Origin of the sequence: Sphingomonas asaccharolytica NBRC 15499 (assembly GCF_001598355.1) — a bacterium.
GTDB lineage: Bacteria > Pseudomonadota > Alphaproteobacteria > Sphingomonadales > Sphingomonadaceae > Sphingomonas > Sphingomonas asaccharolytica.
Genome location: NZ_BCYU01000051.1, coordinates 12,106 through 32,261 on the forward strand (window position 1 = coordinate 12,106; position 20,156 = coordinate 32,261).

The following is a 20,156-nucleotide window of genomic DNA, read 5'->3' on the forward strand; positions in this document are numbered from 1 at the left end:
TGGCCAGCTCATCGATAGCGCCCCAACTTTCGCCAGTCGGCGCGATATTGCGCGAATGGCGCGGCGCGCGGCGCATGAGCCAGCTCGACCTGTCGCTCGATACCGGGATCTCGACCCGGCATCTGAGCTGCATCGAAACCGGCAAGGCGCGCGCCAGCCGCGAGATGGTGGCGCGCCTGGCCGATGCGCTCGACATGCCACTGCGCGACCGTAACGCGCTGCTCCGTGCCGCCGGCTATGCAGCGATCCATCCCGAAAGCGCGCTCGCGGCACCCGCGCTCGATCGCGTGCGCAAGGCGATCGACCTGATCCTGGCGCACCAGGAACCGTATCCCGCCTTCGTCATCAGCCGGCATTGGGAAGTGCTGGAGGTCAATCAGGCGGCGATCCGGATGAACAAGCTGCTGCTCGGCGATTGGCAAAGCACGCACAGCAATCTGATCCATCAATTGTTCGATCCGAACGACTTCCGCCAGGTCATCCTCAACTGGCCGGAGGTCGCGCGGCGGTTCGTTCGGCATCTGCACGATGACCTCGCCGCCAACCCTACCGACCGTCGCTCACGCGCGCTGCTCGACGCCGCTTTGTCCTATCCCGGCGTGCCGCAACGCTGGCAGCTTGGCGACGCCGACGATGATGGCGACCCGATCGTCACTTTCACCTTCGCCAGTCCGCGCGGCGAACTGCGCTTCTTCGAGACGATCACCACCTTCGCCGCACCGCACGACGTGACGCTCGACGAGATCCGCATTGACTGCACCTTCCCGGCCGACGAACATACCGCGGCGGTGTGCGCCGAGTTGGCGCGGGGAGACTAAGCCGGAATCAGCCTGACGGGCAGGCCGTCCTTGGGCCGCGGGATCGGAAACATCTGCCAGGCATCGCCCGCACCGGGCTCAATCTCGACCCGATAGCGCGTCAGCAAATGCACGATCAGCAACTTCATCTGCATCTGCGCAAAGTGCAGGCCCAGGCACATATGCGCACCTCCGCCATAAGGCACCCAGGCGAAGCGATGGCGGCCTCTCGACGCGTCCGGCGTGAAGCGCATCGGATCGAATCTCAACGGATCGGACCAGATGTCCGGCATACGATGCGTCCAGGTGACACCGATTCCCACAGCGGTGCCGGCGGGAATGTCGAACCCGCCGAAGCTGAAATCACGCAGCGCGCGGCGCGGCAACGACGGCACGGGCGGCATCAGTCGTAGCGCCTCCCGGAATGCGTAATCGGTCAAGATCAGGCGATCGAGCTGCTCTGTCAGCGGCAACTGCCAGTCGAGCCCGGCAATCTCTTCACGCAACCGTTGCTGCCATTCCGGATTGCGTGCGAGCAGCATGACCAGGGTCGTCGCCGACGAAGTAATCGTGTCGTGCGCCGCCATCATCAGGAAATTCATGTGGTCGGCGATCGCGGCAGCCGGCAGCTCCTGTCCGTCCTCATCGGTCGCGCGGCAGAATTGCGAGAAGAAATCCTCGCCGTTGCCGCCCCGCGCGTCCCGCCGCCGCGCCGGGATCTCGCGTTCGAACCAGTCGATCAGATAGGCCCGCGCTTTGACGCCCCGCCGCATCATCGTGCCGGGCAGTGGCGAGCGGATCGGCGCTACGCTCGCCTGCACCTCGTCGACGAACGCCCGATTGATGCGATCGGCTTCGGCGCCGAGCGATACGCCCAGGAAGCTGGTCGCGGCGAGATCGAGCGTCAGCTTCTTGATCGCGTCGTAGAAGCGCAGGCTGCCGCTCCATTCGCCGATCCGCGCGGCGATACCGGCATCGAGCTGGGTAGCGTAATGCCGCATCGGCTCGGGCTTGAAGGCGACCGACAAGGTCTTGCGATCGGCGCGATGCTTGTCGAAGTCCATCAGCATCAGCCCGCGCGGAAACAGCAGGTTGAGCAGAGGTCCCCAGCCCTGTTCGGACGAGAATAGACGGTCGCGGTCGAACAGGACGAGTTCGTTGGCGTCAGGGCCGAGCAGGGTCACACTGGTGCTGCCGAGCGCGCGATTGCGATAAACCGGTCCGAACCGCTCGAACATCTCGCGGCCGAACTTGACCGGATCGGACAGCAAGCGAAGTGAATTGCCGACGATCGGCAGGCCATCGTCGCCGGGGATGTGCGCCAGCGATTGGGCTGGGTTGCGCGGCAACCAGTGCGGGTTGGCTTTGAACGTGTGGGCGTAGGCCATGATGCTGGTTACTCTAATCCGGCCATCGACGCCTAATGGCCTCCGCCATGACCGCCGCCAGAGCCGTCGCCGCTTGAGTTGTCGTTCTGCCACCAGTCGCCACCCATTGAATGCGGTTCGAGGCGGCTCTTCGAGGGCGGCAACCTCAGAACGATCGCAATCAATCCGCCGATAAGCAGCAGGCCGACGATAATACCGGCGACGACGGTGAGAATCATTCGACCGTGACCGATTTAGCGAGATTGCGCGGCTGATCCACGTCGGTCCCCTTCACCACGGCCACATGATAGGCCAGCAACTGGACGGGCACGGCATAGACCAACGGCGCGATCAGGGGGTGAACTTTCGGCATCTCGATCGTCGCCAGACACCCGTCGCCCGCTTCGGCCAATCCTTCAGCATCGGAGATCAGCACGATCTTGCCGCCGCGCGCCTGGCTTTCCTGCATATTGCTGACGGTCTTTTCGAACAGCGGCCCCGACGGCGCGATGACGATGATCGGTACATTCTCGTCGATCAATGCGATCGGCCCGTGCTTCATCTCGCCCGCCGCATAACCTTCGGCGTGGATGTAACTGATTTCCTTGAGCTTCAGCGCGCCTTCCATCGCCAGTGGATAGTCCGGCCCTCGGCCGAGATAGAGCACGTCGCGCGCCGGTGCGATGAGGTGCGCCATGGCGGCGATTGCGTCGTCATAAGCTAGCGCCGCGTTGAGCGCCGCCGGCGCCTCGATCAAATGCTTGACCACCGTGACCTCTTCGTCGCGGCTCATCTTGCCCTTGACCACCGCCAGATGCGCGGCAAGCGCGGCAAGCACCGCGAGCTGGCAAGAGAACGCCTTGGTCGAGGCGACACCGATCTCCGGCCCGGCATGCGTCGGCAGCAGCAGATCGGCCTCGCGTGCCATTGTGCTGGTCGGCACATTGACGACGACGGCGATCTTTTGCCCGGCCTTCTTGGCATGGCGGAGAGCCGCGAGCGTGTCGGCGGTCTCGCCCGATTGGCTGATGAACAGCGACAGACCGCCATCCTCGAATACCGGGTCGCGATAGCGGAATTCGCTGGCGACATCGATATCGACGGGAACGCGCGCGAAGCTCTCGAACCAATATTTTGCGACGAGGCCGGCGTAGAAGCTGGTGCCGCACGCCACGATGGTGATGCGCTTCACCGTCGACAGGTCGAAATCCATCTGCGGCAGCGCGACGGTCTGCTCGACGCCGCGAATGTAAGAACGCAATGTCTGCGCGACGACGATCGGCTGCTCGTGGATCTCCTTGAGCATGAAGTGGCGGTAATTGCCCTTCTCGATCATCGCGCCGGTCGCGCCCGAAATCGTGATCTCGCGCTCGACCGGGTTGTTCTCCGCGTCGAAAATCTGCGCGCCATCGGCGGTGATGACGACCCAATCGCCTTCGTCGAGATAGGCGATACGCTGCGTCAGCCCGGCCAGCGCCAGCGCATCCGAGCCGAGATAAGTCTCGCCATCGCCATAGCCGACGACCAGCGGCGACCCGAGCCGCGCGCCAACCAGCATTTCGGGATGCTCACGGAAGGCGATCGCCAGCGCGAAGGCGCCGCGCAACTGCGGCAGAACGCCCTTCACTGCCTCTTGCGGCGACTTGCCCGCCTCGACCTGCTCGCTGACCAGATGCGCGACGACTTCGGTATCGGTCTCGCTCTCGAACACGCGGCCGCGCGCCTGGAGCGCCTCGCGCAGCGGCTTGAAATTCTCGATGATACCGTTGTGGACCAGCGCGACCTCCTTCGTCGCGTGCGGATGCGCGTTTGAGGTGGTCGGCGCGCCATGCGTCGCCCAGCGGGTATGCGCGATGCCGGTCGTGCCCGGCGCCGGATCGGCGGCGAGCACCGCCTCGAGATTCTTGAGCTTACCCTCGGCGCGGCGGCGGATCAGCTGGCCGTCCTGTACGGTGCAGACGCCGGCCGAATCATAGCCACGATATTCCATCCGCCGCAGCCCTTCGACCAGCCGACCCGCAACCTGTTCCTTGCCAACTATTCCGATGATTCCGCACATGGTTCGGGAGCTTTCTTACAAAGTATAGGGAACGCGGATGCCTGGCATTGTCGCCGGGAAATCCTTGGTATTACGCGTCACGAGGATCGCGCCGTTGGCCTGCGCCGTTGCCAGGATGAACGCGTCGAGCAGCTTCATCCCGGTTCGATAGCGAATGTCCGCCGCAGCCTGTGCGATACGTTGATCCACATCGACGACCTCGAACGGGTGGAGCAGCGCCTGCACGTCGCGTCGCGTCTCGACCGGTTCCCCCGCGAGCAACTCGGTCCAGACGACCCGGCTGATCCGATGCCTCTGATAGCGAGCGAGTTCGCCGATCGCCTGCGGCCGGTCGAACAGCCAATCGATCAGGATATTGGTATCGAAAAACGGATCTGCCACGGGTCAGCCGTTATCGCGATCTTCGCGCATCGCACGCTGATATTCGACCGCATCCCCGATATCCTGGCGATTCTTCCAATAACCGGCGCCGCGCGTGATCCAATCCTTGCTGGCTTCCGCGCGATAGGCCGATACCGCTTCTCGCAATACCGCCGCGCGCGACTTACCCTCCTCGCTGGCTTTGCGATCGAGCCACTCGATATCGTCGTCGGGAATATCAACAAGAGTACGCATGATATCTAGATATCATATCGCGATATCATATCAAGGATTCGTTACCTGGACGCGTTCTTTTTGGCGGTCATCATCTCGCGGAACCGTTTCGCCCAACCCGGCTTGGTCTGCTGGTCGGGGCGAACGAGGCGAAGCGCGTCGGGTTCCACATCCCTGGTCACCGTCGATCCCGCCGCGACGATCGCGCCGGCGCCGATCGTGACTGGCGCGACCAGGGCCGAGTTGGAGCCGATGAACGCTTCCTCCCCAATCACCGTCTTATACTTGAAGAAGCCATCATAATTGCAGGTAATCGTGCCCGCGCCTATATTCGCGCCCGCGCCGATCTCCGCATCGCCGAGATAGGTCAGATGGTTGGCCTTGGCGCCCTTGCCGAGCACCGCTTTCTTGACCTCGACGAAATTGCCGACTTTGGATTTCTCTCCGAGCACCGCGCCGGGACGTAGCCGTGCATAGGGACCGACTTCCGCCCCAGCGCCGATCGTCGCGCCCTCGATATGGCTGAATCCGTGGATTGTTGCGCCGTCGGCGACGGACACGCCCGGACCGAAGAAGACGTTGGGCTGGATCAGCACGTCGCGACCGACCTGCGTGTCGAACGAGAACCAGACGGTCGCCGGATCGACTAAGGTCGCCCCCTCGGCCATCGCCTGGACGCGGCGCTTCTCCTGCCAACTAGCATCGACCGCGGCGAGTTCGGCCCTGCTGTTGACGCCCGCCACTTCATCGGCGGCAGTCTCGACCACCACCGCGCCGCGTCCGTCCTTCACCGCCAGTTCGGCGAGGTCGGTCAAATAATATTCGCCCGCGGCATTGTCGTTGGTCACTTGGGCAAGCAGCCGGAACAGATCGGCCGAGCGCACCGCCATCAGGCCCGAGTTGCACAGCGTCACCGCGCGCTCGTCGGCCGAAGCGTCCTTATACTCGACGATCTTCGCGATACGGCCATCTTTATCGGCGATGACACGGCCATAAGCGGCAGCATCGGCGGGACGGAAACCGAGCACCACGACACTAGGCTCGCCGTCGCCGCGCAACCGCTCGATCATCCGCGCCATCGTGGCGGTGGAGACCAGGGGCACGTCGCCGTAAAGGATCAGCACATCGCCTTCGAAGCCGGCGAGCGCTGACTCGGCCTGCTGCACGGCATGGCCCGTCCCGAGTTGCTCGGCCTGGATCGCAACCTCGACACCGAGCGGGGTCACTGCCGCCTCGACCTGCTCACGCCGAGCACCCGCGACGACGACGATCCGTGACGCGTCAAGCGCCTGCACGTTGTCGATCAGATGGAGCAGCATCGGCCGACCCGCAATCGGGTGAAGCACCTTGTGCAGGTCGGATTTCATCCGCGTGCCCATGCCGGCGGCAAGGATGATCGCGGCGATTGGATTGGTCATGGCAGGCGTCTCCGTGGCCAGCGCCCTGCCACGAACATATTGCCTTTTCCATAGCGTTGCTGGCAGGCGGCGTTGGGATGAACGATTTCCCCTTTGGCCTGGTCGGCTTCGACCTCGATGGAACCTTGGTCGACAGTGTCGCCGACCTCGCGGCGGCGGTGAACCATGCGCTGGCGGAGATCGGGCGGCCGCCGCTGACCATCGAGCAGGTGCGGCCGATGATCGGCGGCGGGTCGCGCGTGATGCTGCAGCAGGCGCTGACCGCGACAGGCGGAGACGAACGGCTCGACGACCTGCTTCCCGAGATGCTTGCCTTTTATGCCGCACACATCGTCGACCATACCCGCCCCTTTCCGGGCGTGCTCGAGGCGCTGGATGCGCTGCGAAAGCTAGGGATCACCTTGGCTGTGGTGACCAATAAGCGCGAACGCTTCTCCTTAGCACTGCTCGACGCCCTGGGCCTTACCGATCGCTTCAGCTGCATCATCGGCGGCGATACGCCGGGTCTCGTCGCGATGAAGCCGGACCGCGCACCGATCGATCTCCTGTTGCGCAAGTGCGGCAACTCTGGACCTGCAGCCTTTGTCGGAGACTCGATCTACGACGTGGACGCGGCGCGCGCTGCTGGTGTTCCGGTCGCCCTGTTCGCTCCGGACGGCGGTGGCGTTCCAGGCGCCAATGCGGTCTTCGCCGATTATCGCGACTTGCTGCCGACGCTCACGCGCATGGCTAAGGCCCAGCCAACTATTTGAGCAAAGCCGCCGATTCGACGTGATAACCGACCAGCACCGGCTTCCCGCTGTTCAACCGATAGACAAAATTCTCGCTCGCCGGTCCGCTCGAATAGACGCTGGCATAGCTGGCCGTGAACGTGTGATCGCCATTGTTGATATTGTCATTGAACCCCTGCCGCGCGGTCGACCGGAAAGTGCCGAGCTTGGTGTGGATCTTTTCGATAAAGGCGGGAAAATCGATGCCGCCATTCTTCATTTCCGGTCCGGCCGCGGCGGCGATCGCCGCGAACTGACCGTTGTTCAGCTTGGCGTGGAAATCGGCCACCGCAGAATCAGTGGCGGACATGTCCTGCCCCATCGAACAGCCTACCAGCGCCGCCGCGGCGGCCACCATTATCGCGAAACGCATCGTCGCCCTCCTGTCTCTATCGCGATCAGTCTGCCGCAGCGCAGGCAGCGCGGCTAGCGCGGATTGCCTGGCCGCCGCGCCCGTTCTTCATCGTCGGCGCGGGCGATCATCAGACGAGCGACGCGATCCGCCGACTCCGCCATCTCGCTCGACCGCTTCGGCAGAGCCGCCTGTGCCGAACGATAGAGGGACTGGGCATCAGCATAGCGTCCAGTCGCTTCCGCACACACGCCGAGATCGTAGAGTACAGACGGATGGTTGGGCAGGCGGCCGTTGAGCTCGGCCCATTGCCGGCACGCCGAGGCCACATCGCGGTTCGACAGCTTCACGATTTCCTTGAACTCGCTGCCGATGTCCTTGGGCATGCCGTCGCGATCCTCGCGAAAGCGGACTTTGTAGGTTTCCCAGCGCGGCCGTACGTCGAGGCGGATCTTTTGCGCCAGATCATTGATCATCGCCGACACCGCTTCCTCGGTGGTGCGCCACGGCGCCTTGCCCTGACACCAAGTCGTCTCGTCACGCGACGGCTTGTTGTCGGACCAGACCGGCATGTTGTCGGCCACGCGAAGCAGGCGGACGCTGACGGTCAGGTCGATGACGCGGCGGATGCATGGCAGGTCGACCTTGGCGCGCTTGGTGCAGGTGCCGTCCTGCTTGCCATCCTTCCACTCGACGCAGCGTTCCTCATTGCCCTGATATTTGCTTTCCTCGACTCCGGTGGTGACGCCGCCGGAAAGCACCCCATCTGGCCGGCCGGCGGGGACGCCGATCGCCTGTTCCAGTGCCGCCTCGAACTGCCGCGCGTCGCGGCCGTTGAAGCGATCGACCACGACGTTTTCGAGCAAATCCGCCTCGCGGACATTGGCCGGAAACTTGCCCCGCATCTGCGCGCTTTCCGCCCAGGCCGCGCCGCTCCCCACGCACAACCCGGCGATCGCCAGGGCAATCCACTTTCTGGTCATGATGATCTCCCCCGAATCGTCGCTTCATATCATCGCGATCCGGTGGTCGTCAGCCCGCCTGTTTGCGCCATTTGGTCCAGAGGTGCCGCGCCAGCATCAGCGGCGGCATGCGCAGCCAATGCGAGCGCACATAGAAGCCGAGCCGGGTGACCGGCCGGGTCTGCCGCCCCCAGCCATCACGCGCCGTCAGCCTGCGCAGATATAGGTCGTCATCGCTTCCCGATCGCGCCCAGCCGTCGCGCAATTGCGTGTCGTACAGCGCATGGGACAGCCGGAGCGCACGGCGCACCGCCGGCGCCAAACCGTGTCGCCGCGCACGCTCGGCCAGACCGGCGATGCCGAAGTCGTCGACCAGGCGGTGGATGTCCCACAGATTGCGCATCCCGCCCGACAAATCGCCATCGGCGAACAAATGCGCGGCGGCGTGGCAGATCATGTCGTCTGAGTTGAGCATGTGCAGCCCGTTCGGCAACGCGATGCTGTCGGCAATCAGCGCATCGGCATCCGGCGTCGGGCGCGCGGTCGGCGGCAGGATCGTGTGGTGGACGTCGATCATGCGGTCGCGCACGCGATGGATCAGCGGCGGCAGTTCGTGCATCCAGCGGCGATAATAAGCGTCGTCATAAGGGTCGGGCTTGACCCATTCCCACCCCGCACCGAGCAACGCCGCTTCGACGCGATCGAGTTCGGCGCGCGGCACCAGGATGTCGAGATCGCCGACGAACCGCCCCTGCCCCGCCGCCAGCCCCGCGGCGATGAACGCACTGCCCTTGAGCAGGACGACCGGCACGCCGAGATCGCCGAGCGCGCGGCGCGCCATCTCGACTTCCCACAAGGCGACGAGGCGCCCCTGCGCGCATGACGCCTTGGCGTCGTCGAGGAAACGCTGCGCCGCCGCCGGCTTGGCGATGCCATCGAGCCGATGCGCCAGTGTCGCGCTCAGCAACTCGGCGCGCGCCATGGTCAGCAATGCCTGCCAGCCCGCGCTATCGAGCGTCGCGACCGACGCAGGATCGGCCAGCGCCCGCGCCAGGAGGCGGCCGTCTAGAGCGAGGCCCATAATGCCTCGACCTGCGCGATCGCGCTTTCGGTGTCGGGATAGTCGATCGCGCGCGCAGGAGTCTCAGCCACCAAGCGCGTCAACGCCGTGAAGCCGCGCTCGGCGAGCGCGACGTAATTGGTCGACGCTTGGGTCAGGCGGACGAACACCTCGCTGGGCGCGACCTCTCGCGTCGCGGCGTCATGTCCGAAGGTGGGAAACAGGATCAGCGCCGGCCGCGCGGGCTCGAGCATCGCGGCGACCGATCGTTCGTCGGGTACCAAATGGCGGATCGCGCCCTTTGGCGTATCGGCGAGCAATGGACCGAACATGCCGTCAGGCGCTGCCCCCTGCATCACACCGATGGCTTCGTTCTTCAGGCTGATAAGACGCGGAAAGGCGTGGATCAGCCCGGTTGCCGGATCGAGCAGCGCGAACTCGTCACCCATCAACCGCCAGCCGCGCGTCATCAGCAAGGCAGCGAGCGTCGATTTGCCCGCGCCCGACAGCCCGGTCATGACCAGCGCCTTGCCATTGCGTTCGACCGCCGAAGCATGGAGCAGCAGATAGCGCCGTTGGCCGAGTGCCATCTGCAGATTCATCGCCATCTCGGCGGCGAGCAAGCCGTGTTCGAGGCTGAGCGGTGCTGCTTCGGGCAGAACGAAGTCGCCGCCGATCATCACCTTGGGGCGAAAGATCCGCCGCCAGGGTCGGTCGGCGAACAATCGCACGGTGAAATCGGCGATACCATCCTGAGGCCCGGGATAGCTCGCGTAGAGTCGCTCGAGCGCGGCGACCGGCCCGCGCCAGTCCGACCCGAGGCGGAAGCCGACCGGGCCGATCGCGACCGAGAAAACGTGCCTCATCGCCGCTCGACGAGCCCCGTTTCGACCAACTCGTCGAGCCGCGCGATCAGCGCTTCGGGATCGGCATCGACCAGATCGTAATCGACACGCAATTTCGCCAGCAATGCCCCAGCATCGAGCGGCGCGTCGGCGAGCGCTTCGAGGATTTCAGGCGCCGGCGACGCCATCAGATGCGTCTGCCCCGAGGCGCGATGATAGATGGCAGTGAGCACATCGATCGGCGCCACGATCAGGCTGTCGGACGATGCGGCGCGATAGAGGGTCGCCATCTCCCGACGTCCGGCGGCTCAGCCGCGCGGCATCTGCAGCGAGGCGAAGCAGGTGAAGCCGGCGGTGCCATGCTGCAGGCGGCGGATATAGGCGGTGTAAGCGCGGCTCTGCGCGTCGGTCGTACCCGGCAAGGTACCGCCATTGAGCGCGGTGCGGACATCCTCCGCCTTGAATGGCTTGGTCGCGCCGGGAAAGGCGTCCTTGGTGCCGTTGGGTACGAGCGACCCGTCGGCCGAGACGTACATGCCAGCCCGGCCGGCATCGGGCACCGGGATTTCGCAGGTCAGCACCGATGCATTGGTCTGCGCGAGCGCAGGGCGGATCGAGATGACGACCGACGCGGTTGCCGCGCCGAGCATCAGCGCGCGGCGGCGCGTCGGCTGCAGTTCGTTCGCCTGACGATCGGTCGTGTTCTCGTCCATGGTTGAGACGCCTTTCACATTAGCGCGCGACTGGCAAGCCGATGAAATGGTTACCGCGCGCGGTGGGTGCGGGCATTGCCGCTGACTGGCGCACGCCCTAGGAACCACCGGCAATGACGACCCGCTTCGGCCCTCGCTTCATGCTCGGCATGCTCGCCGCTCTGGTGGCGGCAATCGGCGTGTTCGTCCTGTCGGGCGACGTGGCGAGCGCGCTGGTGACACTGGTCGGGGCGATCATCGCCGCGCTCGTGACGCTGGGCGTCGATCCCAGCCCGGCGGCACCGGCCGAAACCGATATCGGTACCGCGCCCGCGCCGGCGCGATTGGGCTCGGTGCTCGAGGCGATCGTCGAGCCGGTGCTCGTCATCGCCGGCGGCCGGGTCGAGGAAGCCAATGGCGCCGCGCGCGATGTGCTCGGCAACCACATCACCGGCCAGGACGTGCGGCTCGCGATCCGCCACCCGGCCGCCGCCGAGCGGTTGACCGCGCCAGTCGGTGAGGGTTCATCCGAGGCGATCAACCTCGTCGGCCTCGGCACGCTCGACCAGCGTTGGGAATTGCGCGTCACCGATCTGCCCGACGGGCGGCGGGTCGCGCATCTGATCGACCAGACGCGCAGCTATGCCGCCGAGCGGATGCGGGTCGATTTCGTCGCCAATGCCAGCCACGAATTGCGCACGCCGCTCGCGTCGATCCTCGGCTTTGCCGAGACGCTGGCCGATGGCGCGGGCGAAGATCCGGCGATGCGCGACCGTTTCCTCAAGGTCATGGCCGACGAAGCCCGGCGGATGCAGCGGCTGGTCGAGGACCTCATCTCGCTCAGCCGGATCGAGGCCGAGAAATACCGCCTGCCCGATGCCTCGGTCGATCTCGCCGACCTGGTTTCGGAAGTTCATTCGGAATTGATGGACAGCGCGGATGGGCGTGCGGCCGAAATCGTCGCAGACATCGCCGCCAATGTGCCACCGGTCGGCGGCGATCGCATCCAGCTGAGCCAGGCGCTGCATAATCTGATCGGCAACGCGATGAAGTATGGCCGTGCCGGAACGCCGGTGACGGTCAAGCTGTGGCGCGATGCCAGCAACATGGTCCGCTTGTCGGTCGGCGACGAGGGCGACGGCATTCCGCCCGAACATATTCCGCGGCTGACCGAGCGATTCTACCGCGTCGATTCTGGGCGCAGCCGCGCGTTGGGCGGCACCGGCCTGGGGCTCGCGATCGTCAAGCACATCGTTGAACGCCATCGCGGCAGGCTGGATATCGCTAGCCAGGTGGGTCGTGGAACGGTGGTGACGATCCTGCTACCGGCCGCGTTGTCATCAAAGGGTAACGCGACTGTCACAGAGGGCCCGAAACCGGCGTGATAGCGCGCTGGCAAGGGGCGAGTCGCCCCGGCGGGAAGGCCCATCATGATTCGCTCGATCGCGCTCGTCGGCGCGGCATCCCTATTGCTGGTTGCGTGCCAGGACCAGGCGGCGCTGGCGGGCGCCGGGCGTGACCGGATCAGCGTGGTCGGATCGTCTACCGTCTATCCCTTCACCACCCTGGTCGCCGAACAATTCGTCGCGGCCAATCCCGGGGTGCCGGCGCCAGTGATCGAGTCGACCGGCACCGGCGGCGGGCTGAACCTGTTCTGCAAGGGATTGGGCGGCCAATATCCCGACATCGCCGACGCCAGTCGGCGGATCAAGGCAAGCGAATATCGGACCTGCGCGGCGAACGGCGCAAGCGAGTTGCTGGAAATCCAAATCGGGCTGGACGGCGTCGCTTTCGCGGAAGCCAATGAGGGGCCCAAGCTGCAACTGACCCCAATCGACCTCTACAGGGCGCTGGCGGCCGAGCCCGGCGGTCAGCCCAATCGTGCCAAAACCTGGCACGACGTCAACCCGACGCTGCCGGCGATCGCCATCCAGGTCTACGGCCCGCCGTCGACCAGCGGCACGCGCGACGCCGTCGCCGAGCTGATCCTGGCGCGCGGCTGCGAACAGATGATGCCGGGCATGACCGCGATCCGCGAGACGCGCCCGGACGATTTCGCCAAGACCTGCACCCGCGTGCGCGACGACGGGCCCTATATCGACGCCGGCGAGAACGACAATCTGATCGTCCAGAAACTCCAGGCCAATCCCAACGCGATCGGCATCTTCGGCTATTCGTATCTGGAGGAGAATAAGGACCGGCTGAATGGCGTGCCGCTCAACGGCATCGAGCCGACTTACGAAACGATCGCGAGCGGTCGCTATCCGGGATCGCGGCCGCTGTTCCTCTACGTCAAGAAAGCGCATCTCAGCGCGATCCCGAACCTGAAGGCGTTCCTCAATGCCTATGCCCAGGCCTGGGCGCCTGACGGGCCGCTGGTTCGCCGCGGGCTGATCTCTGCACCCGCCGACGTGCGCGCGCGCTCGACGGCGATCGTGCAGCGCCAGACACTGCTCGACCCGAAGACGTTGAGCTGAATTGCCGACCCTTGCGCTCCTTTTCCTGGTCGCTGGGCTCGGGCTGATCGCCTGGCTGTCGGGGCGCGTCCGCGCGATCGCATTCCGCAAGGTGCCGGGGCAACGCTTCTCGTCCCTGCCGCGCCATCATGGCTCGTTTGCCGCGATGTGGACCATATTGCCTCCTTTGCTGTTCCTCGCGGTTTGGGGAGCGTGCGCGCCCGGCCTGGCGACCGACGCCGTGCTCAAGACGCCGGCAGCGGCGCAACTCCCGCCGCCCGGCTTCGAGCGCGCGGCAATCCTGTCGGAGGCGCGCGCGATCGCCAGTGATCGCCACCGCACGCCGCTCAACGCCATCTCGACCCAGCTCGCCCCGGCTTACGCCATCGAACAGGCCCGTTATGGCTGGATCGGCGGCGCGACCGCCTTGCTGCTTGGTCTTGCCGGTGGCGCGTTCGCTTTCCTGCGTATCCGTCCCGGCTTCAACGCACGGACTAGGATCGAGCGGATCGTGATGGCCGGCCTGCTCGCTGCCTCGCTGATCGCGATCCTGACGACGATCGGCATCGTCGCCTCTCTATTGGTCGAAAGCGCGCGCTTCTTCGGCACCGTGCCGATCACCGATTTCCTGTTCGGCATGCGTTGGAGTCCGCAGGTCGTCGACCCTCGAAACCCCGGCGCGAGCTTGGGCGCGGTGCCGTTGTTCTGGGGAACGTTCTTTATCGGCGCGGTGATCGCGATGCTGGTGGCGATCCCGTTCGGCTTGATGAGCGCGATCTATCTGACGCAATATGCTTCGCCTCGCCTGCGTAGGTGGATGAAGCCGACGCTGGAGATCCTCGCGGGCGTGCCGACCGTGGTCTATGGTTATTTCGCCGCGCTGATCGTCGGGCCGGCACTGCGCCAATTGGGCGTGGCGATCGGCATTCCCAACGCGACCTCCGAAAGCGCATTGGCGGCGGGACTGGTAATGGGCGTGATGATCATCCCGTTCGTCTCGTCGATGGCCGATGACGCCATCGCCGCGGTACCGGCGGCGATGCGCGACGGCAGCCTGGCGATGGGCGCGACGCCGAGCGAGACGATCAGCCGCGTCCTGCTGCCAGCCGCCTTGCCCGGCGTGGTCGGCGGCGTGCTGCTCGCGATCAGCCGGGCGATCGGCGAGACGATGATCGTTGTGATGGCCGCCTCGGGCGCGGCAACGATCAGCCTCAATCCGTTCAATTCGGCGACCACGGTCACCAAGCAGATCGTCGACCTGTTGACCGGCGAAGCGAGTTTCGACAGCCCCAAGACGCTGGCCGCGTTCGCGCTGGGGATGACGCTGTTCGTCATCACCTTGCTGCTCAACATCATCGCGCTGACCGTCGTGAAACGCTATCGGGAAGCTTATGAATAGGCCGCTCGATCCCGCCGCGGCCGAACGCGTGCCGACCGACTGGAAGAATCCACAGATGGAGCGGCGCGTCCGCCGCCGCTACGCCGCCGAGCGCCGCTTCCGGCTGTTCGGCCTGGCGGCGATCGTGCTGTCGGTGAGTTTCCTGTTGTTCTTGCTCGTGACGATGGTGGCCAACGGCGCGCGCGGCTTCGTGACGACCGAGATCGCGCTGCCGATCGATTTTCCGGCCGCCGGACTCGGTCTGACGCCGGATCGGATCAAGGGGCCGGGCGCCGATCTCGCGCTCGCCGGCGCGGAGCTCGACGCGGTGGTCGATCGCGCCGCAGCCGCACAATACGGCACCGAGGGGCCGGCGTTGTTCTCAGACGGCGCCGACACGATCGTACGCCAGGCGCTCAAGGCCGATCCTCGACTGGCGATCGGCCGGGCAAGATTGTGGCTGCCCGCCGCCAGCGACATCGACACCGCCGCCAAGGCAGATGGCACTCCCTTGGCCGAGGATCGCGCGCAGCTGCTGACCGACGCCGGACAATTGCGCACCGGCTTCAATTGGGGATTTCTGTCGGGATCGGATTCGACCGATCCGACCGCGGTCGGTATCTGGGGCGCGCTCAAGGGATCGTTGCTGACGATGCTGGTGACCTTGGCGCTCGCCTTCCCGATCGGGGTGCTGTCGGCGCTCTATCTCGAGGAATATGCGCCGCGGAACCGCTGGACCGACCTGATCGAAGTATCGATCAACAACCTTGCCGCGGTGCCGTCGATCATCTTCGGCCTGCTCGGCCTGGCAGTGTTCCTCAACACCTTCCAGCTACCGCGCTCCGCCGCATTGGTCGGCGGGCTGACGCTCGCGTTGATGACGATGCCGGTGATCGTCATCGCCAGCCGCAACGCGATCAAGGCAGTACCGCCGTCGATCCGCGACGCCGCGCTCGCGCTCGGTGCCAGCCCGGTCCAGGTCGTCTTCCACCACGTTTTGCCGCTCGCGCTGCCGGGTATTTTGACCGGCACGATCATCGGCATGGCCCGCGCGCTGGGCGAAACCGCGCCATTGCTGATGATCGGGATGCGCGCGTTCATCGCCACGCCGCCGGGCAAGCTGACCGATCCCTCGACGGTGCTCCCCGTCCAGATCTTCCTGTGGTCGGACGAAGTCAGCCGCGGCTTCATCGAGAAGACCTCGGCCGCGATCATCGTCCTGCTCGTCTTCCTGTTGGCGATGAACGGCGTCGCCATCTACCTTCGCAACCGTTTTGAGACCCGCTGGTGACCGACAACAAAACCTCGATTGATCACAAGATGAGCGCGCAGAACGTCAGCGTCTGGTACGGCGCGACGCAAGCGATCAGCGACGTGTCGATCGACATCGACCAGGACAAGGTGACCGCGTTCATCGGCCCGTCGGGCTGCGGCAAGTCGACTTTTCTTCGCACGCTCAACCGGATGAACGACACCATCGCCTCGGCGCGGGTCGAAGGCGATATCCGGCTGGACGGCGAGGACGTCTATGCGCGCGAAATGGACGTGGTCCAGTTGCGCGCCCGCGTCGGCATGGTGTTCCAGAAGCCCAACCCTTTCCCCAAGTCGATCTACGAAAATGTCGCTTACGGCCCGCGCATCCACGGCCTGGCCTCGTCCAAGGCCGATATGGACCGCATCGTCGAGCGCTCGCTGGCACGTGCCGGCCTGTGGGGCGAGGTCAAGGATCGCCTGTCGGACAGCGGCACCGCGTTGTCGGGCGGCCAGCAGCAGCGGCTGTGCATCGCGCGCGCGATCGCGGTCGATCCCGAAGTGATCCTGATGGACGAGCCGTGCTCGGCGCTCGATCCGATCGCCACCGCCAAGATCGAAGAGTTGATCCACGAGCTCAAGGGCCGCTACGCGATCGTCGTCGTCACGCACAATATGCAGCAGGCCGCGCGCGTGTCGCAACGCACGGCCTTCTTCCACCTCGGCCAGCTGGTCGAGTACGGTCAGACCTCGGACATCTTCACCAACCCGCGCGAAGAGCGGACGCGCGATTACATCACCGGCCGTTATGGCTGAGGAGTTTGAGCGAATGGCAACCGGCCAGGAACATACGGTCAAGGTCTTTGACGACGAGATCGGCCAGCTGCGCGGCCTGATCAGCCAGATGGGCGGGCTGGCCGAGCGCGCGATTCACGATGCGATGAACGCGTTGCAACGAGTGGATCTCGACCTCGCGCAGCAAGTCCGCCTCGCCGACAAGCAGATCGACGTGATCGAGGCCGAGGTAGAGACGCTGGCGGTCCGCATCATCGCGCTGCGCGCGCCAATGGCCAACGATTTGCGCGAAGTGGTCGCCGCCTTGAAGATCGCCGGCGTGATCGAACGGATCGGCGATTATGCCAAGAATATCGCCAAGCGCGTGCCGATGATCGAAAGCGAGCACCGCATCGAGCCGATCTCGGTCATCCCGGCGATGGGCAAGATGGCGGCCGAAATGGTGCACGACGCGCTCGACGCCTTTGCTGCGCGCGATCAGCAGGCGGCGGTCGACGTCTGCATGCGCGACCAGGCGCTGGACGATTTCTACGACAGCATCTTCCGCATGCTGGTGACCTATATGGTCGAAAATCCCGCGACGATTGGTCAGGTCGCGCACCTGCTGTTCGTCGCCAAGAACCTGGAGAGGATCGGCGACCACGCTACCAACGTCGCCGAGATGATTTATTTCGCCGCCACCGGCACGCAAATGACCGAGCGTGAGCGCGGCAAGTCAGGGGAAATGTGATGGCACGCGCCAAGATGTTGCTGGTTGAAGACGACGCCGCGCTGGCGGAATTGCTGGTCTATCATTTCAAGCGCGAGGATTTCGAAGTCGCGCACACGCCCGACGGCGAAGAGGCGTTGCTGCTCGCCAAGGAAGCCACGCCCGATATCGTCCTGCTCGACTGGATGGTCGAGGGACTGTCGGGAATCGAAGTGTGCCGGCGTCTGCGCCGCATGCCCGAGACCGCGAACATCCCGATCATCATGCTCACCGCGCGCGGTGAAGAAGAGGATCGCGTTCGCGGGCTGGAAACCGGCGCCGACGATTACGTCACCAAGCCGTTCTCTCCGCGCGAGCTGGTCGCGCGGGTCGGCGCGGTGCTGCGCCGCGTGCGTCCGGCGCTGGCCGGCGAGCAGCTGACCTATGGCGATATCGAGATGGATACGGTGGGGCACAAAGTCCGCCGCAGCGGCGAAGTCGTGCCGCTCGGCCCGACCGAATTCCGCCTGCTCAAGCACTTCCTCGAACATCCCGGCTGGGTGTTCAGCCGAGAGCGCCTGCTCGACGCGGTGTGGGGACATGATAGCGACATCGAGAGCCGCACAGTCGACGTCCACATCCGGCGCCTGCGCAAAGCGATCAATCGCGGCGACCGGCCGGACGTCATCCGCACGGTGCGATCGGCGGGTTATGCCCTCGATTCAGGGGCGTAAAGAATCGCATCCGAAACGAGGGAGCCAATTCGCGTGCGGCGCGTTTGGGTCGGGTCACGGAAGATCGTGCAGAACCAGGAGATTCGCATGAAGTTATTCCTTGCTGCGGCGGCCGCCATGATCGCGATGCCCGCGATCGCGCAGAATACGCCAGCGCCGCCACCCGATCCGCAGACCGCCCCGGCGCCTGCACCCGATGCCAGCGCGCCGGCTGCCGCGCCGATGCCGGCTCCCCCCGGGCCGCCGGCCGGCCCGGCGACGATGACCATGGGGCCGTCGACGCCGGTCGTGCAACCGCTTCCGGACGCGGCGGCGCCCGCTACCGGCGCCGATGTGCCGATGTGCACAAAGACCGTGGTCGATCATTGTATGGAGCGCTCCAACGCACGGGGCGAGCGCCTGCATTCGACGCCGCGGCCGCACGGCAAATAATCGGCCGTTTGTTGCGTCGACCGGGGTAGGCAGACGCCTGCCCCGGGCGACCTTCGAGGAGATCGGTATGAGGCTGATCGTCTTTGCCTCCGCCATTATGTTGGCGGTGCCAGCTTTGGCGCAGGAAACGCCGCAATCGGCGCCATCGCCCGCAACCACCGATACGACCGCGGAGACCCCTCCTGGCGGTTATGCGCCACCACCGGCGCCGCCCCCGCCGCCAGGGGCTACCATCGTATTCAAGGAGGCACCGCCTCCCAACGTCGCCTTCCCGCCGCCCGCACCACTGGCCAGCTATCCGCCGTGCAAGCGCGGCCAATTCGACAAGTGCGTACAACGGCACGATCCCAAATAACCGCATAAGACGGGTCGCAAGCTCCCCTTTCCCGGCGCGGGTCGGCACAACCCGCGCCGGGTTTTTCGTGTCTACGGTATGGCGGGCTTGCACGACGCGCGCCTTTGGCTAGGAAGCGCTCAAACCATTTAGGGAGCACTTCATGAGCATCCGTTTCGACGACAAGGTCGCCATCGTTACCGGCGCAGGCGGCGGCTTAGGCCGCGAATATGCGTTGGCGCTGGCGGCACGCGGCGCGAAGGTCGTCGTCAACGATCTGGGCGGCGCGCGCGATGGCACCGGTCACTCGGACGCCGCGCTCAAGGTGGTCGAAGAGATCAAGGCCGCGGGCGGCGAGGCGATGTCGAACGGCGGCAGCGTCACCGAATATGAACAGATGGTCGAGATGGTCGCCAAGGCCAAGGAAGCCTGGGGCGGCGTCCATATACTGATCAACAATGCCGGCGTGCTGCGCGACAAGAGCTTTGCCAATATGGAGCCGGCCGATTTCAAGTTCGTCGTCGACGTCCACCTCAACGGGTCGGCCAATTGCACTAAGGCGGTGTGGGCGACGATGCGTGAACAGGCCTATGGCCGCATCCTGATGACCGCGTCGTCGACTGGGTTGTTCGGCAATTTCGGCCAGGCCAATTACGGTGCCGCCAAGCTCGGGCTCGCGGGGCTGACGAAGACGCTCTACCTCGAAGGCGCCAAGTACAACATCAAGGTCAACACGATCGCCCCGACCGCGGGCACGCGGATGACCGAGGATCTGTTCCCGGCCGAGGCGTTCAAGGCGTTCGCGCCCGAGAAGGTCGCCCCCGCCGCGCTCTATCTGGTCAGTGAGGACGCGCCGACCAATGCCATTGTCGGCGCTGGCGCCGGGGTGTTCCAGGCGGCCTATGTCACGCTGACCCAAGGCAAGCTGCTGACCGGCGATGAGCTGTCACCCGAGGGCGTTGCAGCGCATTGGGCCGAGATCACCGATCGCGCCGGCGAACTGACCCCGCAATCGGGCAATGAACAGTCGATGTCGATCATGAAGAAACTGACCGGGGGCTGAGGCGATAAGATCCTCCCCGGAACGGGGAGGGGGACCATCGCGCAGCGATGGTGGAGGGGGCCCGCGACGAAAGAGCAACAAGCCAGGAGGTCAGCGGTGGATGGCCCCC

Annotated in this window: 24 protein-coding genes; 12 read left to right on the forward strand and 12 right to left on the reverse strand. The window is 65.3% G+C overall.

Going from position 1 to position 20,156, the window contains the following annotated elements:
• The first annotated feature begins 74 nt into the window (after nucleotides 1-74).
• Nucleotides 75-818 carry a helix-turn-helix domain-containing protein gene (locus SAS01S_RS14110; RefSeq protein WP_084239015.1) on the forward strand — a complete coding sequence of 248 codons (744 nt, stop codon included), beginning with the start codon at nucleotides 75-77 and terminating at the stop codon, nucleotides 816-818.
• Here the strand turns inward: SAS01S_RS14110 and SAS01S_RS14115 are convergent.
• From SAS01S_RS14115 to glmU, 6 genes are read right to left on the reverse strand one after another with little or no spacing between them, the layout of a single operon-like run.
• Entirely contained in the window at nucleotides 815-2,185 is a 1,371-nt protein-coding gene (locus tag SAS01S_RS14115; protein WP_066809447.1) for a cytochrome P450, read from the reverse strand. The genes SAS01S_RS14110 and SAS01S_RS14115 overlap by 4 nt on opposite strands.
• Before the next feature lie 32 nt (nucleotides 2,186-2,217).
• Complete coding sequence (locus SAS01S_RS14120; protein WP_066809450.1) at nucleotides 2,218-2,403, reverse strand: hypothetical protein; 186 nt, start codon at nucleotides 2,401-2,403, stop codon at nucleotides 2,218-2,220.
• A complete protein-coding gene (gene glmS, locus SAS01S_RS14125; protein ID WP_066809452.1) occupies nucleotides 2,400-4,223 on the reverse strand; it encodes a glutamine--fructose-6-phosphate transaminase (isomerizing) in 1,824 nt (607 codons plus the stop codon). Before glmS ends, SAS01S_RS14120 begins: the two co-directional genes overlap by 4 nt.
• Nucleotides 4,224-4,238: 15 nt before the next feature.
• Nucleotides 4,239-4,604, reverse strand: a complete 366-nt coding sequence (locus SAS01S_RS14130) for a type II toxin-antitoxin system VapC family toxin (protein ID WP_066809455.1) — start codon at nucleotides 4,602-4,604, stop codon at nucleotides 4,239-4,241.
• A 3-nt stretch (nucleotides 4,605-4,607) separates the two neighbouring features.
• Nucleotides 4,608-4,838 (reverse strand): ribbon-helix-helix protein, CopG family, encoded by a 231-nt coding sequence (locus tag SAS01S_RS14135; RefSeq protein WP_066809458.1) that lies wholly within the window; start codon nucleotides 4,836-4,838, stop codon nucleotides 4,608-4,610.
• Between the two features lie 41 nt (nucleotides 4,839-4,879).
• Nucleotides 4,880-6,235 carry a bifunctional UDP-N-acetylglucosamine diphosphorylase/glucosamine-1-phosphate N-acetyltransferase GlmU gene (glmU, locus tag SAS01S_RS14140; RefSeq protein WP_066809460.1) on the reverse strand — a complete coding sequence of 452 codons (1,356 nt, stop codon included), beginning with the start codon at nucleotides 6,233-6,235 and terminating at the stop codon, nucleotides 4,880-4,882.
• A gap of 77 nt (nucleotides 6,236-6,312) precedes the next feature.
• On the opposite strand from glmU, the gene SAS01S_RS14145 reads away from it, so the two are divergent.
• Complete coding sequence (locus SAS01S_RS14145) at nucleotides 6,313-6,987, forward strand: HAD-IA family hydrolase (protein ID WP_066809469.1); 675 nt, start codon at nucleotides 6,313-6,315, stop codon at nucleotides 6,985-6,987.
• Here SAS01S_RS14145 and SAS01S_RS14150 read toward each other — a convergent pair.
• Genes SAS01S_RS14150 through SAS01S_RS14175 form a run of 6 tightly spaced genes read right to left on the reverse strand, consistent with a single transcriptional unit; the run spans nucleotide 6,980 to nucleotide 10,937 of the window.
• Entirely contained in the window at nucleotides 6,980-7,378 is a 399-nt protein-coding gene (locus SAS01S_RS14150; RefSeq protein WP_066809471.1) for a hypothetical protein, read from the reverse strand. The two genes, SAS01S_RS14145 and SAS01S_RS14150, sit on opposite strands and share 8 nt — an antisense overlap.
• A 53-nt stretch (nucleotides 7,379-7,431) precedes the next feature.
• Complete coding sequence (locus SAS01S_RS14155) at nucleotides 7,432-8,340, reverse strand: tetratricopeptide repeat protein (protein WP_066809473.1); 909 nt, start codon at nucleotides 8,338-8,340, stop codon at nucleotides 7,432-7,434.
• A 49-nt stretch (nucleotides 8,341-8,389) separates the two neighbouring features.
• Entirely contained in the window at nucleotides 8,390-9,400 is a 1,011-nt protein-coding gene (locus SAS01S_RS14160) for a nucleotidyltransferase domain-containing protein (RefSeq protein WP_066809475.1), read from the reverse strand.
• Entirely contained in the window at nucleotides 9,385-10,245 is an 861-nt protein-coding gene (locus tag SAS01S_RS14165) for an HprK-related kinase A (RefSeq protein ID WP_066809478.1), read from the reverse strand. Before SAS01S_RS14165 ends, SAS01S_RS14160 begins: the two co-directional genes overlap by 16 nt.
• A complete protein-coding gene (locus SAS01S_RS14170) occupies nucleotides 10,242-10,514 on the reverse strand; it encodes an HPr-rel-A system PqqD family peptide chaperone (protein WP_066809480.1) in 273 nt (90 codons plus the stop codon). Before SAS01S_RS14170 ends, SAS01S_RS14165 begins: the two co-directional genes overlap by 4 nt.
• A gap of 18 nt (nucleotides 10,515-10,532) precedes the next feature.
• Nucleotides 10,533-10,937, reverse strand: a complete 405-nt coding sequence (locus SAS01S_RS14175; RefSeq protein WP_066809483.1) for a hypothetical protein — start codon at nucleotides 10,935-10,937, stop codon at nucleotides 10,533-10,535.
• A gap of 113 nt (nucleotides 10,938-11,050) precedes the next feature.
• Between SAS01S_RS14175 and SAS01S_RS14180 the strand changes: the two genes are divergently transcribed.
• The 10 genes from SAS01S_RS14180 (at nucleotide 11,051) to SAS01S_RS14225 (ending at nucleotide 20,047) form a co-directional block, all read left to right on the forward strand.
• Complete coding sequence (locus tag SAS01S_RS14180) at nucleotides 11,051-12,301, forward strand: ATP-binding protein (protein ID WP_066809486.1); 1,251 nt, start codon at nucleotides 11,051-11,053, stop codon at nucleotides 12,299-12,301.
• A 45-nt stretch (nucleotides 12,302-12,346) separates the two neighbouring features.
• Nucleotides 12,347-13,393 carry a substrate-binding domain-containing protein gene (locus tag SAS01S_RS14185; protein WP_066809488.1) on the forward strand — a complete coding sequence of 349 codons (1,047 nt, stop codon included), beginning with the start codon at nucleotides 12,347-12,349 and terminating at the stop codon, nucleotides 13,391-13,393.
• A gap of 1 nt (nucleotide 13,394) precedes the next feature.
• Nucleotides 13,395-14,771 carry a phosphate ABC transporter permease subunit PstC gene (gene pstC, locus SAS01S_RS14190; RefSeq protein WP_066809490.1) on the forward strand — a complete coding sequence of 459 codons (1,377 nt, stop codon included), beginning with the start codon at nucleotides 13,395-13,397 and terminating at the stop codon, nucleotides 14,769-14,771.
• Nucleotides 14,764-16,041 (forward strand): phosphate ABC transporter permease PstA, encoded by a 1,278-nt coding sequence (gene pstA, locus SAS01S_RS14195; protein ID WP_066809491.1) that lies wholly within the window; start codon nucleotides 14,764-14,766, stop codon nucleotides 16,039-16,041. Before pstC ends, pstA begins: the two co-directional genes overlap by 8 nt.
• Nucleotides 16,042-16,070: 29 nt before the next feature.
• Nucleotides 16,071-16,817 (forward strand): phosphate ABC transporter ATP-binding protein PstB, encoded by a 747-nt coding sequence (pstB, locus tag SAS01S_RS14200; protein WP_066809530.1) that lies wholly within the window; start codon nucleotides 16,071-16,073, stop codon nucleotides 16,815-16,817.
• Nucleotides 16,818-16,830: 13 nt separating this feature from the next.
• Nucleotides 16,831-17,526, forward strand: coding sequence for a phosphate signaling complex protein PhoU (phoU, locus tag SAS01S_RS14205; RefSeq protein ID WP_066809493.1), 696 nt, complete (start codon nucleotides 16,831-16,833; stop codon nucleotides 17,524-17,526).
• A complete protein-coding gene (phoB, locus tag SAS01S_RS14210) occupies nucleotides 17,526-18,218 on the forward strand; it encodes a phosphate regulon transcriptional regulator PhoB (protein WP_066809495.1) in 693 nt (230 codons plus the stop codon). The genes phoU and phoB overlap by 1 nt, the downstream gene beginning before the upstream one ends.
• Nucleotides 18,219-18,305: 87 nt before the next feature.
• Entirely contained in the window at nucleotides 18,306-18,650 is a 345-nt protein-coding gene (locus tag SAS01S_RS14215) for a hypothetical protein (RefSeq protein WP_066809504.1), read from the forward strand.
• A 67-nt stretch (nucleotides 18,651-18,717) separates the two neighbouring features.
• Nucleotides 18,718-19,005, forward strand: a complete 288-nt coding sequence (locus tag SAS01S_RS22850; protein ID WP_066809509.1) for a hypothetical protein — start codon at nucleotides 18,718-18,720, stop codon at nucleotides 19,003-19,005.
• A gap of 142 nt (nucleotides 19,006-19,147) precedes the next feature.
• Nucleotides 19,148-20,047 carry an SDR family NAD(P)-dependent oxidoreductase gene (locus tag SAS01S_RS14225; RefSeq protein ID WP_066809512.1) on the forward strand — a complete coding sequence of 300 codons (900 nt, stop codon included), beginning with the start codon at nucleotides 19,148-19,150 and terminating at the stop codon, nucleotides 20,045-20,047.
• Nucleotides 20,048-20,156 lie beyond the last annotated feature (109 nt).

Coding starts and splice junctions, on each gene's coding strand:
- SAS01S_RS14110 (WP_084239015.1), top strand. CDS start 75: ATGAGCCAGCTCGACCTGTCGCTCGATACCGGGATCTCGACCCGGCAT.
- SAS01S_RS14115 (WP_066809447.1), bottom strand. CDS start 2,185: ATGGCCTACGCCCACACGTTCAAAGCCAACCCGCACTGGTTGCCGCGC.
- SAS01S_RS14120 (WP_066809450.1), bottom strand. CDS start 2,403: ATGATTCTCACCGTCGTCGCCGGTATTATCGTCGGCCTGCTGCTTATC.
- glmS (WP_066809452.1), bottom strand. CDS start 4,223: ATGTGCGGAATCATCGGAATAGTTGGCAAGGAACAGGTTGCGGGTCGG.
- SAS01S_RS14135 (WP_066809458.1), bottom strand. CDS start 4,838: ATGCGTACTCTTGTTGATATTCCCGACGACGATATCGAGTGGCTCGAT.
- glmU (WP_066809460.1), bottom strand. CDS start 6,235: ATGACCAATCCAATCGCCGCGATCATCCTTGCCGCCGGCATGGGCACG.
- SAS01S_RS14145 (WP_066809469.1), top strand. CDS start 6,313: ATGAACGATTTCCCCTTTGGCCTGGTCGGCTTCGACCTCGATGGAACC.
- SAS01S_RS14150 (WP_066809471.1), bottom strand. CDS start 7,378: ATGCGTTTCGCGATAATGGTGGCCGCCGCGGCGGCGCTGGTAGGCTGT.
- SAS01S_RS14155 (WP_066809473.1), bottom strand. CDS start 8,340: ATGACCAGAAAGTGGATTGCCCTGGCGATCGCCGGGTTGTGCGTGGGG.
- SAS01S_RS14160 (WP_066809475.1), bottom strand. CDS start 9,400: ATGGGCCTCGCTCTAGACGGCCGCCTCCTGGCGCGGGCGCTGGCCGAT.
- SAS01S_RS14165 (WP_066809478.1), bottom strand. CDS start 10,245: ATGAGGCACGTTTTCTCGGTCGCGATCGGCCCGGTCGGCTTCCGCCTC.
- SAS01S_RS14170 (WP_066809480.1), bottom strand. CDS start 10,514: ATGGCGACCCTCTATCGCGCCGCATCGTCCGACAGCCTGATCGTGGCG.
- SAS01S_RS14175 (WP_066809483.1), bottom strand. CDS start 10,937: ATGGACGAGAACACGACCGATCGTCAGGCGAACGAACTGCAGCCGACG.
- SAS01S_RS14180 (WP_066809486.1), top strand. CDS start 11,051: ATGACGACCCGCTTCGGCCCTCGCTTCATGCTCGGCATGCTCGCCGCT.
- SAS01S_RS14185 (WP_066809488.1), top strand. CDS start 12,347: ATGATTCGCTCGATCGCGCTCGTCGGCGCGGCATCCCTATTGCTGGTT.
- pstA (WP_066809491.1), top strand. CDS start 14,764: ATGAATAGGCCGCTCGATCCCGCCGCGGCCGAACGCGTGCCGACCGAC.
- pstB (WP_066809530.1), top strand. CDS start 16,071: ATGAGCGCGCAGAACGTCAGCGTCTGGTACGGCGCGACGCAAGCGATC.
- phoU (WP_066809493.1), top strand. CDS start 16,831: ATGGCAACCGGCCAGGAACATACGGTCAAGGTCTTTGACGACGAGATC.
- phoB (WP_066809495.1), top strand. CDS start 17,526: ATGGCACGCGCCAAGATGTTGCTGGTTGAAGACGACGCCGCGCTGGCG.
- SAS01S_RS14215 (WP_066809504.1), top strand. CDS start 18,306: ATGAAGTTATTCCTTGCTGCGGCGGCCGCCATGATCGCGATGCCCGCG.
- SAS01S_RS22850 (WP_066809509.1), top strand. CDS start 18,718: ATGAGGCTGATCGTCTTTGCCTCCGCCATTATGTTGGCGGTGCCAGCT.
- SAS01S_RS14225 (WP_066809512.1), top strand. CDS start 19,148: ATGAGCATCCGTTTCGACGACAAGGTCGCCATCGTTACCGGCGCAGGC.